This is a genomic window from Stenotrophomonas sp. AC248 (assembly GCF_979258185.1).
On record NZ_OZ409840.1, the window covers coordinates 1052047 to 1065008 of the forward strand.

Annotated in this window: 13 protein-coding genes; 7 read left to right on the plus strand and 6 right to left on the minus strand. The window is 68.4% G+C overall.

All coding sequences use genetic code 11. From position 1 onward, the window contains the following. Positions 1–5: 5 nt before the first annotated feature. Positions 6–497 (minus strand): hypothetical protein, encoded by a 492-nt coding sequence (locus tag ACZ0AE_RS04880; protein ID WP_463600500.1) that lies wholly within the window; start codon positions 495–497, stop codon positions 6–8. Between the two features lie 20 nt (positions 498–517). After that, positions 518–1573 carry a phosphoribosylformylglycinamidine cyclo-ligase gene (gene purM / locus ACZ0AE_RS04885; protein WP_463600501.1) on the minus strand — a complete coding sequence of 352 codons (1056 nt, stop codon included), beginning with the start codon at positions 1571–1573 and terminating at the stop codon, positions 518–520. A gap of 108 nt (positions 1574–1681) precedes the next feature. Between purM and ACZ0AE_RS04890 the strand changes: the two genes are divergently transcribed. The 3 genes from ACZ0AE_RS04890 to hda are packed head-to-tail and all read left to right on the plus strand — an operon-like array spanning position 1682 to position 4679. Continuing rightward, the gene (locus tag ACZ0AE_RS04890) at positions 1682–2803 is read left to right on the plus strand and encodes a DUF2066 domain-containing protein (protein WP_181406134.1); all 1122 of its coding nucleotides are present in this window, start codon (positions 1682–1684) and stop codon (positions 2801–2803) included. Further along, positions 2800–3972: an AI-2E family transporter gene (locus ACZ0AE_RS04895; protein WP_038689945.1), complete on the plus strand. Its 1173-nt coding sequence runs from the start codon at positions 2800–2802 to the stop codon at positions 3970–3972. The genes ACZ0AE_RS04890 and ACZ0AE_RS04895 overlap by 4 nt, the downstream gene beginning before the upstream one ends. Continuing rightward, positions 3969–4679 carry a DnaA regulatory inactivator Hda gene (gene hda, locus ACZ0AE_RS04900; RefSeq protein ID WP_463600502.1) on the plus strand — a complete coding sequence of 237 codons (711 nt, stop codon included), beginning with the start codon at positions 3969–3971 and terminating at the stop codon, positions 4677–4679. The genes ACZ0AE_RS04895 and hda overlap by 4 nt, the downstream gene beginning before the upstream one ends. Before the next feature lie 100 nt (positions 4680–4779). Here hda and murU read toward each other — a convergent pair whose 3' ends face one another. The 4 genes from murU to ACZ0AE_RS04920 form a co-directional block, all read right to left on the minus strand. Continuing rightward, positions 4780–5493 carry an N-acetylmuramate alpha-1-phosphate uridylyltransferase MurU gene (gene murU, locus ACZ0AE_RS04905; protein WP_038689941.1) on the minus strand — a complete coding sequence of 238 codons (714 nt, stop codon included), beginning with the start codon at positions 5491–5493 and terminating at the stop codon, positions 4780–4782. Further along, entirely contained in the window at positions 5490–6515 is a 1026-nt protein-coding gene (locus tag ACZ0AE_RS04910) for an aminoglycoside phosphotransferase family protein (protein ID WP_447592332.1), read from the minus strand. Before ACZ0AE_RS04910 ends, murU begins: the two co-directional genes overlap by 4 nt. A 59-nt stretch (positions 6516–6574) precedes the next feature. Further along, entirely contained in the window at positions 6575–6850 is a 276-nt protein-coding gene (locus ACZ0AE_RS04915) for a GlsB/YeaQ/YmgE family stress response membrane protein (RefSeq protein ID WP_038689937.1), read from the minus strand. A gap of 70 nt (positions 6851–6920) precedes the next feature. After that, positions 6921–8414: a M20 family metallopeptidase gene (locus ACZ0AE_RS04920; protein WP_038689935.1), complete on the minus strand. Its 1494-nt coding sequence runs from the start codon at positions 8412–8414 to the stop codon at positions 6921–6923. A gap of 229 nt (positions 8415–8643) precedes the next feature. Between ACZ0AE_RS04920 and ACZ0AE_RS04925 the strand changes: the two genes are divergently transcribed. The 4 genes from ACZ0AE_RS04925 (at position 8644) to ACZ0AE_RS04940 (ending at position 11801) form a co-directional block, all read left to right on the plus strand. Beyond that, positions 8644–8943, plus strand: coding sequence for a ComEA family DNA-binding protein (locus ACZ0AE_RS04925; RefSeq protein WP_463600503.1), 300 nt, complete (start codon positions 8644–8646; stop codon positions 8941–8943). A gap of 436 nt (positions 8944–9379) precedes the next feature. After that, positions 9380–10447, plus strand: coding sequence for a L,D-transpeptidase (locus tag ACZ0AE_RS04930; RefSeq protein ID WP_463600504.1), 1068 nt, complete (start codon positions 9380–9382; stop codon positions 10445–10447). A 26-nt stretch (positions 10448–10473) separates the two neighbouring features. Beyond that, positions 10474–11187, plus strand: a complete 714-nt coding sequence (locus ACZ0AE_RS04935; RefSeq protein WP_463600505.1) for a murein L,D-transpeptidase catalytic domain family protein — start codon at positions 10474–10476, stop codon at positions 11185–11187. A 14-nt stretch (positions 11188–11201) separates the two neighbouring features. Then, positions 11202–11801, plus strand: coding sequence for a HutD/Ves family protein (locus ACZ0AE_RS04940; RefSeq protein WP_463600506.1), 600 nt, complete (start codon positions 11202–11204; stop codon positions 11799–11801). Positions 11802–12962 lie beyond the last annotated feature (1161 nt).

Genomic DNA, 12962 nt, shown 5'->3' on the forward strand with positions numbered 1-12962 from the left:
GCAGGTCAGGGCGTGGAAGGGGGCGGGGTGGCGCCGTGCGCGAAGCGCTCACGCACCGAGGTGCGGGTCAGGGTGACCAGGGTGAACACGCCCAGGATGGTGCCCAGCGGCATGAACATGCAGCACACGCCGGCGGCGACCATGCACAGCGTGTGGCGCTGCTCGCGCGCCAGGCAGCGCCCGGCGTAGCCGACCAGTCCGGCCATGCCGAGCATGCCCACGAAGAACACCGCACCCAGGCCGGTGAACACCCAGCCCATCAGCTGGACCTCGCCCGGCGACGACGCCGTGCTGCTGTCCACCGGCATGGACCCGCTGAGCACCGCGATGCCCAGCACCAGGTAGATCACCGGGAAAAAGGAAAACAGCGCGGTGAAGCCGGCCATTACGTAGTGCAGCACCGACAACAGGCGCAGCTGCGCCGCGTCGTCCTGGCCGCCGCGCGGCGGTGCCATGGGCAACCGGGGCGGCAGCGGCGGTGGAGCGAGGGCATCCATGCGGGGCTCCATGGGCGCGATCAACCGATCTTGACGCGCTCGGCACCGTCGGCGACGGTCACCGTGCCGATGGTCCAGTGGTCCAGGCCCTGTGCGGTCACGGCAGCGGACACGGTCTCCACTTGGTCAGCGGCCACGATCAGCACGAAGCCGATGCCGCAGTTGAAGGTGCGCCACATCTCGCTGTCGGCCACCGCGCCTTCCTTCTGCAGCCACTGGAACACCGGCGGCAGGGTCCACGCGTTGGCCTGGATGTCCAGGCCCAGGCCATCGGGCACCACGCGGATGATGTTCTCGGTGAGGCCGCCACCGGTGATGTGGGCCATGCCGTGGATGGCCGCGCCATGTTCCTTCAGCAGCGCCAGGATCGGCTTGACGTACAGCCGGGTGGGGGCCATCAGCGCGTCGACCAGCTTGACCCCGCCGTCGAGCTCCAGGTCCGCCGGCTGGCCGGCGCGGTCGTAGATGCGGCGCACCAGCGAGTACCCGTTGGAGTGCGGGCCGGAGGAGGCGATGCCCATCAGCACGTCGCCGGCGGCCACGCTGGCGCCGTCCTTCAGTTCGCTCTTCTCGACCCCGGCCACGGTGAAACCGGCCAGGTCGTACTCGCCCGGGGCGTACATGTCGGGCATTTCAGCCGTTTCGCCGCCGATCAGCGCGCAGCCGGCCTCGGTGCAGCCGTTGGCGATGCCGCCCACGACCGCCGCGGCGGTGTCGATGTCCAGCTTGCCGGTGGCGAAGTAGTCCAGGAAGAACAGCGGCTCGGCGCCCTGCACCAGCACGTCGTTCACGCACATGGCCACCAGGTCGATGCCGATGGTGTCATGGCGGCCCAGCTGTTGTGCGAGCTTCAGCTTGGTGCCCACGCCGTCGGTGCCCGACACCAGCACCGGCTCGCGGTACTTGTTGGACAGGTCGAACAGCGCGCCGAAGCCCCCCAGCCCGCCCATCACTTCGGGGCGGAAGCTGCGCTTGACCAGCGGCTTGATGCGCTCGACCAGTGCATTGCCCGCGTCGATGTCGACACCGGCGTCGCGGTAGGTCAGGGGAGAGGGGTTGGACGGGGAGTTGGTCACGGGCGTCGGCGCTGCGCTGGGGTGAATCGGCGATTTTAACAGGCCACGTTGGCGCGCAGGCCCTATTCGGGCAACAATTCCCCCCGGATACGCTCAATGGAAGTCCTGATGCGCCGCAGCCTCTTTTTGATGATGCTCCTCACGCTATGCCTGCCGGTGGCCACGATGGCCCAGAGCGGCCTGCGTACCGAAGGCGACGTGGCCAGCGCCACGGGCGCCTATGAGGCCGAAGTGCCGGTCAACAGCCAGGCCGACGCCGACCGCAATGGCGCGTTGGCGCGCGCGCTGGGCAACGTGCTGGCCAAGCTGTCGGGCGACCGCAGCGTGATGGGCCGCCCGGGCGTGGCCCAGGCCCTGCGCGGGGCCAAGGATTACGTGGCCAGCTATGACTATCGGCAGGACCAGAGCACCTCGGCCAGCGGGGCGCCCAGTTTCCGCACCACCCTGGTGGCCCGTTTCCGCCAGGACGACGTGGATGGGCTGATTTCCGCGCTGGGGCTGCCGCTGTGGCCGCAGCCGCGGCCCAAGCCGGTGGTCTGGCTGGCCATCGACGATGGCAGCGGCCCGCGTCTGGTCAGCGTGCAGCAGGCCAACGCCGCCCGCCCGTTGCTGAACCGCGCCATCGAACGCGGTTACAAGCTGGGCCTGCCCGGTGGCAGCGCCGCCGAGCAGGCGGTGGTGGGCGCCATCTGGCGCCAGGACACCGCCGCGGTGGCCCGCGCCTCCTCGCGCTACGCCCCGCCGATGCAGCTGGTGGGCAAGCTGTACCGCGCCAACGGCGGCTGGGTGGCCGACTGGGTGTTCGTGGACGGTGGCAAGGAACTGAACAAGTGGACCACCAAGGACACCGACGCCCGCCGTGCCATGGCCAGCGGCGCCGACGGCACCGCCGACGCGCTGGTCCGGCGGTACGCCAAGGCCGGGGCCGCCACCGGCGCGGCCGGCAGCTACACCATCGTGGTGAGCGGGCTGGACAGTGCCGAGGACTACCTGCGCCTGGCCGCCGGCCTGCGTGAAAACCCGGTGGTGCGCAACATCACCCCGCTGCGCGCGTCGGGCAACCGCCTGGAGCTGTCGCTGGAGATGACCACCGGCCTGTCCGGCCTGAACCGCATGCTCGGCGACAACGGCGTGATCGTGCCGCTGGCCCCGCTGCCGGTGCCGGTCGACGGCGATGACGCCCCCGGCACCCCGCCGCCCCCGGCCAGCAACGAGTACCGACTGCGATGATCCTCACTCCCGAAGCCGAGATCGCGCAGTTCCTGCGCCGCCTCAAGTACGTTCTGGCGGCGCTGGCAGTGGGCTGGGTGATCTGGCTGCTGGGCCCGATCCTCACCCCGTTCGTGCTGGCCCTGGCGCTGGCGTGGCTGGGCGACCCGCTGGTCGACCGCATCGAAGCCACCGGCCGCTCGCGCAACACCGGCGTGGTGCTGGTGTTCGTGGCGATGATCCTGCTGATCACCGCCGCGCTGCTGATCCTGGTGCCGATGATCGAGCGCCAGATCGCCACGCTGGTGGCGGCCATCCCGCAGGCCCAGCAGTGGCTGATGCAGACCGGCATTCCGTGGTTCGAGCAGAAGACCGGGTTGGAGATCATGCAGTGGATGGACCCGGACCGGCTGATCGAGTGGGTACGCAGCCACTGGCAGCAGGCGGGCGGCTTCGCCAAGACCTTCTTCGGCTACGTGTCGCGCTCGGGCTTCACGATGGTGACCTGGGTGGTCAACATCCTGCTGCTGCCGATCCTGGCGTTCTACTTCCTGCGTGACTGGGACAAGTTGGTGGAGCGGGTGGCGTCGATGATCCCGCGCAACCACATCGGCACCATCACCAAGCTGGCCCGCGAGTCCGACGAGGTGCTGGGCGCGTTCATCCGCGGCCAGTTCCTGGTGATGATCGCGCTGGGCGTGGTGTATGCCGCCGGCCTGTCGCTGGTGGGGCTGAAGCTGGGCCTGTTGATCGGCCTGGTGGCCGGCCTGATCAGTTTCATTCCCTACCTGGGCGCCACCACCGGCATCGTGATGGCCATCGGTGCCGCGCTGGTGCAGGCGCAGGGCTTCGACCTGAAGCTGCTGATCCTGGTCGGCGTGGTGTTCACCGTCGGCCAGCTGCTGGAAAGCTACGTGCTCACCCCGCGCATCGTGGGCGACAAGATCGGCCTGCACCCGGTGGCGGTGATCTTCGCGGTGATGGCCGGTGGCCAGTTGTTCGGCTTCCTGGGCATGCTGCTGGCGCTGCCGGTGGCGGCGGTGAGCAACGTGCTGCTGCGCTATGCACACCAGCGTTACCGCCAGAGCGACCTGTATGCCGGCGAGAAGTCGGCGATCGTGCTGGATTCCTACATCGACACGCCCACCATCATCGTGGATACCTCACCGAAGGCGCCTGACTCGAAGTGAGCGTCGTTCCGCAGTTGCCGCTCGCCCTGCGCTACCCGCAGGACGAGCGACTGGAAACCTTCATCGGTGCACCGGATGGTGCGCTGGCGCAGCTGCGTGCGATCGCGGTGGGGGCCGCGCACGACTGGGTGTACCTGGAAGGCGCGGCCGGCACCGGCAAGACCCACCAGGCGCTGGCGATGTGCTCGCTGGCCGAACAGGTCGGCCGCCAGCCGACCTACCTGCCGCTGAAGGCGGTGGTGGGGCGCACCCGTGCCGCGCTGGAATCGCTGGAAGGGCGCGACCTGGTCGCGCTGGATGGGCTGGATGCGGTGGCCGGGCAGCGCGAGGACGAGGTGGCGCTGTTCGATTTCCACAACCGCGCGCGCAGTGCCGGCATCACCCTGCTGTATACCGCCCAGCACGGGCCGGACCAGCTCGGCCTGGTGCTGCCGGACCTGCGCTCGCGCCTGCAGCAGTGCGTCCGCGTGCAGCTGCAGCCGCTGGATGACGAAGGCCGCGCGGCGGTGCTGCGCGAACGCGCGTTGCGCCGTGGCCTGGCCATCGACGAGGCGGCGATCGAATGGCTGCTGACCCGCACCGGCCGCGAACTGGGCAGCCTGGTCAGCCTGCTGGACTGGCTGGACCGCGAATCGCTGGCCGCACAGCGACGCATCACCGTGCCGTTCCTGCGGCAGGTCCTGGAAGACGGCCCGCACCGGTTGTAGAGCCGACCGTTGGTCGGCTGCTCTGGTCGGCTCGGGCGGAGAGCAGCCGACCAACGGTCGGCTCTACCACCGGGTCGCCCAGGTTCGTGCCTGCGGTGTTTTACCCGTGCCGGGACTGCAACTGGGCGTCCAGCTGCGCCAGACGCTCCGGCGTGCCCACGTCGGTCCAGCGCCCGCGGTGATGCTGCCCGCCCACGCGGCCCTGGCCCATGGCATGCCGCAGCAGCGGGGCCAGGCCGAACTGCGGCGGTTGGGCCGCCGCGCCTGCGGTGGCGCCGATCACCGCGCGCCAGCGGTCAAGGATGGCCGGGCGGTACACGCCGATGCCGGCATAGGTCAGGCGTGCGGCGTCGCCATCTTCATCAATGCGGCCATCGGGATGCAGGATGAAATCGCCGCGCGGATGCTGGACCGGATTGTCGACCAGCACCAGGTGCGCATCGCCCGCCGGTGCCTCCGGCAGCGTGCCGAAATCCAGGTCGGTCCAGACATCGCCGTTGACCACCAGGAACGGCGCATCGCCGAGCAGCGGTAAGGCGTTGAGGATGCCGCCGCCGGTTTCCAGTGGTACCGGGCCTTCGTCGATGAGGTGCAGGCGCAGGCCCCAGCGCGCGCCGTCGCCCAAGGCGGGGGCGAACTGGTCCCCCAGCCACGAGGTGTTGACCACCACCTCACGGACGCCCGCAGCGGCCAGCTTTTCCAGGTGCCAGGCGATCAACGGCTTGCCGCCGGCCCGCAGCAGCGGCTTGGGCGTGTGCAGGGTCAGCGGGCGCATGCGCTCGCCTTTGCCCGCCGAGAAAATCAGTGCCTTCATGGGCGCGCCAGCACCGGGCTGGCCAGCTGCGCCAACGCCGGTTTGATGCGCCGCTGCAGCAGGTCGTCCAGCGCGGCCAGTTCGGGATGGCGCGGCAGCACTTCGTCCAGGTAGGCGATGAAGCGCGGCGCGTCGTCGAAATAGTGGCCCTTGCCGTCGCGGTCGCGCAGGCGCACGAACAGGCCCAGGATCTTCAGATGGCGCTGCACGCCCATCCAGTCGGCGTCGCGCAGGAATTGCGGCCACGGCCGCACCGGCAGGCCCGCGGCCAGCGCCTGGGCGTGGTAGCGCGCCAGCCACGCATCCACCTTGGCCAGCGGCCAGCTCAGGAACGCATCCTTGAACAGGCTCACCGGGTCGTAGGCGATCGGCCCGCGCACCAGGTCCTGGAAGTCCAGCACGGCCGGGCCGCCGTCGACCGGCATCAGGTTGCGCGGCATGAAGTCGCGGTGGGTGAGCACCTGCGGCTGGTTCAGCGCGTTGTCCATCAGCCGCCGGTGTACCAACTGCAGCTGCTCCAGCTCGCCACAGTCCAGCTGCAGGCCCAGGTGGCGCTGCAGGAACCATTCGTCAAACAGCCCGGCGTCGCGCTGCAGCAGCGCCTCACCGAAGCTGCCCATGCCCTCGGGCACGGGAATCTGTTGCAGGCGGATCAGCTGCGCGAACGCGGCATCGAACCACGCATCGGCATTGCGGTCGTCGATGTGCCGGGCCAGCGTGGGCCCGCCCAGGTCTTCCAGCAGCAGGAAGCCCTGCTCGACATCGCGCTCGAGCACCTGCGGCACGCGCACGCCGTTGGGTTCCAGCAGGTCGTGCATGCGCAGCCACGGGCGCACGTCCTCCAGCCCGGGCGGGGAGTCCATCACGATGTGGCTGCCGCGCGTGCTGGTGGCACGCCAGTAGCTGCGGAACCCGGCGTCGACCGAGGCGCGGTCGAGCGCCAGCTGCGGGTCGTTCAGCGCGGTGCTGGCCCACTGGCGGCGCAGTTCGGCGCGCAGGGGATCGGAAGCAGGATCGTTCATGGACAGGTACGTCGAAGCGGCACCGGGGGGCGCCAGGGGAATGGGAAACGTGCGGGGGCTCAGCGCTTGTCGCCGCCGCTGACCAGTCGCAGCACTGCGAGCACGGCCACCGCACCAAGGACCGCGCCGAGGAAACCGGCCGGCTCACCGGCGGCATACCAGCCCATGTACTGGCCGAACCAGCCGGCCAGCAGTGCGCCGACGATGCCCAGCACGATGGTCAGCAGGCAGCCCATGCGATTGTTGCCGGGCATGAAGAAGCGCCCGAGCAGGCCGACCACGAAGCCGACCAGGATGATGTAGAGCCAGCTGGTGCTGCCAAACAGTCCGTTCATGCCATCTGCGCCGTCGAAGGATGGACGCAGCCTAGCAAGGCCAGGCTGCGTCCGTCACGGCATCACGCAATCAGCAGCAGCCGTGGCCGCCGTGGCGGGTGCCGCTGTCGGCGGCAACCGGCGAACCGCTGGTCTCGCCGCGCAGGCTGGCCGCGTAGTGCTCGCTGATCACCTTGGACACGCACGCGGTGACCTTCTTGCCCATCGGAATGTGCAGGAACTCGTTCGGGCCATGCGCGTTGGAATGCGGGCCCAGCACGCCGGTGATCATGAACTGCGCGCCGGGGAACTTCTCACCCAGCATGCCCATGAACGGGATCGAGCCGCCTTCGCCCATGTACATCGCCGGCTTGCCGAAGAAGGTCTGGCTGGCATCGTCGATGGCCTGGGTCAGCCACGGCGCCATGGCCGGGGCGTTCCAGCCGCTGGAGGCCTTTTCCAGGTCCAGCTTCACTTCCGCACCGTTCGGCGGATCGCGCAGCAGCGCTTCCTTGAGCAGCTCGCCGCAGGCCTTGCCGTCGGCGGTGGGCGGCAGGCGCAGCGACAGCTTCACCGCGGTATGCGGGCGCAGCACGTTGCCGGCCGACGCCAGCGGCGGCATGCCGTCCACGCCGGTCACCGACAACGCCGGGCGCCAGGTGCGGTTGAGCACCAGCTCGGTGAGGTCTTCGTTCATCGGCTTCAGGCCGTCGACCATCGGGAATTTCTCGAAGATCGCGGTGTCTACCACATCGGCGGCGCGCTTGGCCTGTTCCAGGCGCTCGGCCGGGATCTCGACATTCATGCCGTCGATCAGGATGCGGCCGGTGTTCTCGTCCTCGATGCGCGACAGCAGCTGGCGCAGCAGACGGAAGCTGGACGGGATCACGCCGGAGGCATCGCCGGAATGCACGCCTTCGTTGAGTACCTTGACCGAGAAGTTGCCGCCGGTCAGGCCGCGCAGCGAGGTGGTGCACCACAGCTGGTCGTAGTTGGCGCAGCCCGAATCCAGGCACACCACCAGCGACGGCTTGCCGATGCGGTCGGCCAGGTGGTCCACGTAGGCCGGCAGGTCGTAGCTGCCCGATTCTTCGCAGGCTTCGATCAGCACCACGCAGCGCGCATGCGGCAGGCCCTGTTCCTGCAGCGCCAGCACGGCAGCCAGCGAACCGAACATGGCGTAACCGTCGTCGGCGCCACCGCGGCCGTACAGCTTGTCGCCGCGCAGCACCGGAATCCACGGGCCCAGGTCGTCGTCCCAGCCGGTCATTTCCGGCTGCTTGTCCAGGTGGCCGTACAGCAGGATGGTGTCGTCGCCGGTCTCGGCGCCGGAGGCGGGGATTTCCAGCAGCAGCAGCGGCGTGCGGCCTTCCAGGCGCACCACCTCCACCGTCAGGCCCGGCAGATTCTGGGCACGGGCCCAGGTTTCCATCAGGGTAACGGCCTGCTCCATGTACCCATTGGCCACCCAATCTGCGTCGAACATCGGCGATTTGTTGGGAATACGGATGTAATCGACCAATTGCGGGACGATTTCGCTGTCCCACTTCTCACTGACGAATTGGCCGAGTTTGGTGCTGTCCATCTGACACTCCGGATGCATTGGCAAGTCCTCACATTCTACGCCCGGGAGAGGGGTAGGGATTTCCCTACACAACGTCAGGTATTTGGCTGGCTGTGTGAAGCTGCTGTGGACGATAGGCTGTGTGTATGTGGCGAGGCACGCTGGAGCTTCCGACGGGATAGCCGGCAGGCACCGGTTCCGAGCCACAAGGAGTAGCAAGGTGGGGCCTTGGTTTTCGTGTAAGGCGCTGGTGCTGGGACTGTTGCTGATGGGGGCTGCGCAAGCATCCGACCGGATCGACATCAATACAGCAGATGCGTCGACGCTGCAGCAGGGATTGGCGAACGTGGGGCCACACAAGGCCGACGCGATCGTCGCGTACCGGCGACAACACGGCCACTTCCTTCGCGTCGAGGATTTGACGCGGGTGAAGGGGATAGGGACAGCAACGGTCGAACGGAATCGACAACGGATGACGACGGGGATCATGAAGAGTCCCGCCGCGGAATCGCCCAGGAGGGCGTTGCCGGCATCCGTACCGAGGCGCTGACCAGACAGGACAGGTCGGGGACGGGCAGGGAGCCTGTCACTGGTTGCCGCGCAGGACGCGCGGTGACACCGACATACGCAGGGACGCGGTGCGCAGGGATGCGGGCGCGGAAGGAATGGCGCGGATCCACCAGGACGGTGGCATCCAGACCCGGGAAGGGCTGTGATGGCGGAACAGGATACGGCCGAGTGCAGGGAGCATGGCCGGCACCCATACTGGGCAGGATGCACAGGGGGAAGGCGGGATGCCGACAAGGATGTGACGATTGCCCGGTACTGCGCAGGGATGCGTGGCCGGGCAATTTCTTTTTGGACGGCGTGGTGTGTTCGCGCCGCTGGCGCCACACGCTGCGTGGCGGCGGCTCCCCGCCCTGCGAACACCTGTTTCATGCAGCGCGTTGGTGTAGCGTCTGCGCATCACTGGATGGAATGACCCCATGGCACCACGCCGCGCGTTGCTTACCCTGGCCCTGGCCACCCTGTTCGCCAGCGGACTCTGCTCGGTTGCGGTCGCTGCACCGCCGGCCGCAGCCGCCGTCGAAAAAGCCACCGCCGCACCGCGCGGGCCCACCGATCTCAAGCCGGGCGAATTTCTCTGGCATCCGGAAATCTCGCCGGCCGGGCCGATCGTGCTGGTGGTCAGCCTGGACGAGCAGCGCGCCTATGTGTACCGCAACGGCATCGCCATCGGCCTGAGCACGATCAGCTCGGGCAAGACCGGGCATGAAACCCCCACCGGTGTGTTCACCATTCTGCAGAAGGACAAGGACCACAAGTCCAACCTCTACAACAGTGCGCCGATGCCCTACATGCAGCGGCTGACCTGGGACGGCATCGCCCTGCACGGCGGCAACCTGCCCGGGCACCCGGCCTCGCACGGCTGCGTGCGCCTGCCGCAGGCGTTCGCACAGAAGCTGTTCGGTGAAACCAAGCGCGGCGACACCGTGGTGGTGGCCGACGCCAAGAGCGCGCCGATGACCCTGGCCTACCCGGCGGTGCTGGCCCCGGTGAACAGCACCGGCAAGCCGCTGGTGGAAACCACCGATGCGCCGGCGCATTACTGGAACGACGCGGCCGCGCCGAATGGCCAGGTGGGCATCCTGGTCAGCCTGCACGACCAGCGCCTGTACGTGCTGCGTGATGGCGTGCTGATTGGCGAATCGCGGCTGGAGGCCAAGGCGCTGCCGGCGTTCGAGGGCACCACCCTGTTCGTGATGCAGCAGGGCTACTCGGACGTGCCCAGCCCGCTGGACGCGCACCAGCGCCTGCACAAGTGGACCGCCTACCCGTTGCTGGGGCAGAGCGCCGGCAACGCCAGCCCGGACCTGCTGGCTACCCCCAGCCTGCCGATGGCGCTGCCGCCTGAATTTGCCGAGCAGCTGTACAAGGCGCTGGTGCCGGGCACCACGCTGTTGGTGACCAGCCTGCCGGCGGTACGCCCGGTGGCCGATGAACAGAACCTGCAGCCGGTGTTGGAATCGGACGCGGGTGGGTCCACCTTGTAGGGATTGGCCCTGTTGGTATGTCGTCCATGCGCGTGACCCGGATAACTCGAACTGCCCTGTGTGGGCTGGCGCTGGCCGGGTCGGCCGTGGGCGCGTGCGCTGCCGCCGCGCCGGCACCGCTGCCGCCGGCGAAGCTGGCCGACATGCTGGCGCGCGCGGCGCCGGGCGCCGACCGCAAGGTGCTGCAGCTGGCGGCCAAGGCGATGACCTGCGCGCTGCGGCGGCCGGAGCTGGGCATCGACCCGACCCGGCTGAGCGTGATCGACTACTCGCGCCCGTCCACCGAGCAGCGCATGTGGGTGTTCGACCTGGCCCGGCAGAAACTGCTGTTCGAGGAATGGGTGGCGCATGGCCGCAACAGCGGCGGCAACCAGACCGAACATTTTTCCAATCGCGATGGCAGCTTCATGTCCAGCCTGGGCGCGTTTACCGCCAAGGAAACCTATATGGGCGGCAATGGGTATTCATTGCGCCTGGAAGGGCTGGAGCCGGGCTTCAACGACAAAGCGCGCGACCGCGCCATCGTCATCCACGGTGCGCCGTATGTGAACCCGACGATGGCCCGGTTGCAGGGCCGGCTGGGCCGCAGCCTCGGCTGCCCGGCGGTACGGCTGACCGTGGCCAAGCCGCTCATCAACAGCCTGCGTGACGGTGCGATGGTGTTCGCCTACTACCCCGACAAGGACTGGCTGGCGCGCTCGCAGCTGCTGGGTCCGGACTGCGGCGGCCGCGCCGGCTGAGGCACAATGCGGGCATGTCGACCGACCCTGTCCTGAGCGCGGCCACGCGCGTGATTCCAAGTTTTGAGTACCGCCGCGAGCGCTGGCGCAATGGGCTGGGCTGGACGCGGGAAATTCTGCGCGTGCCCGACACCGATGATTGGCAGGTGCGCCTGTCGATCGCCGAGATCGAGCAGGATGCGGCGTTCTCCTCGTTCCCCGGCATCGAGCGCGAACTGGTGTTGCTGCGCGGCGAAGGCCTGCGTCTGCGCTTCGCCGACGGGGCCGTGCAGACGCTGCTGCCGCCGCACGACCGGGTGCGCTTTGCCGGCGAAGCGGAGATCCACGGCGAGCTGGTGGACGGGCTCACCCACGACTTCAACCTGATGTGGCGCCGCGACGCACTGGAGGCCGAACTGCTGCACCGACCGCTGGTGGGCAGCATGTTCTTCTTCACCGAACCGACCACGGCGTGGGCGATCCATTTGTTGGCCGGGCAGGCGCAGTTCGAGGGCGACACCGACCTGCCGCCAATGGAAGCCGGCGACACCGCCTGGCTGGCGGCCGGCCCGCGCACGCGATTTGCGTTGCGTGGCGGCGGTGAACTGCTCGCGATTCGACTGAGCCCACGGTAGGGTCGCATCCCGATCGACTGCCGATAACCTGTGCAGCGTTCGGTGGTGGCATGACCTGTGTCGAAGACGGCCACGTTGCGGGTCATGCGTTCGCCGCGTCGATCACCGTCATCGGCAGTCGTTTGGGAACCCACCCTACCGGTGGTCGTGCAAACGGTCATCGGCGGTCGCGCGAGAGGTCATCGGCCGTCGCTTGGAAACCGGCGTTGGTGCGAGAGGTCATCGGCCGTTTATTGGGGGCGGTGGCGGCGTGATCTGCCTTGGTAGGGTCGCATCCCGATCGACTGCCGATAGCCTGTGCAGCGTTCGGTGGTGGCATGACCTGTGTCGAAGGCGGCTCCGTTGCGGGTCATGCGTTCGTCGCGGCGATCACCGTTATGGGCAGTCGTTTGGGAACCGACCCTACCGGTGGTTGTGCCAACGGTCATCGGCGGTTGATTGGGAGCCGGCGGTCGCGCGAGAGGTCATCGGCCGTCGCTTGGAAACCGGCGGTGGCGCGAGAGATCATCGGCCGTTTATTGGGGGCGGTGGCGGCGTGATCTGCCTTGGTAGGGTCGCATCCCGATCGACTGCCGATAGCCCGTGCAGCGTTCGGTGGTGGCATGACCTGTGTCGAAGGCGCCCCCGTTGCGGGTCATGCGTTCGCCGCGGCGATCATTGCCATCGGCAGTCGTTTGGGAACCGACCCTACCGGTGGTGGTGCCAACGGTCATCGGCGGTTGATTGGGAGCCGGCGGTCGCGCGAGAGGTCATCGGCGGTCGTTTGGAGGCCGGTGGCGGCGCGAGAGGTCATCGGCCGTTTATTGGGGGCGGTAGCGGCGTGAACTGCCCTGGTAGGGTCGCATCCCGATCGACTGCCGATAGCGTGTGCAACGTTCGGTGGCGGCATGACCTGTATCGAGGGCGGCCCCGTTGCGGGTCATGCGTTCGCCGTACCGATCACCGTCATCGGCAGTCGTTTGGGAACCGACCCTACCGGTGGTTGTGCAAACGGTCATCGGCGGTTGATTGGGAGCCGGCGTTGGTGCGAGAGGTCATCGGCCGTTTATTGGGGGCGGTGGCGGCGTGATCTGCCTTGGTAGGGTCGCATCCCGATCGACTGCCGATAGCCCGTGCAGCGTTCGGTGGTGGCATGACCTGTGTCGAAGGCGGCTCCGTTGC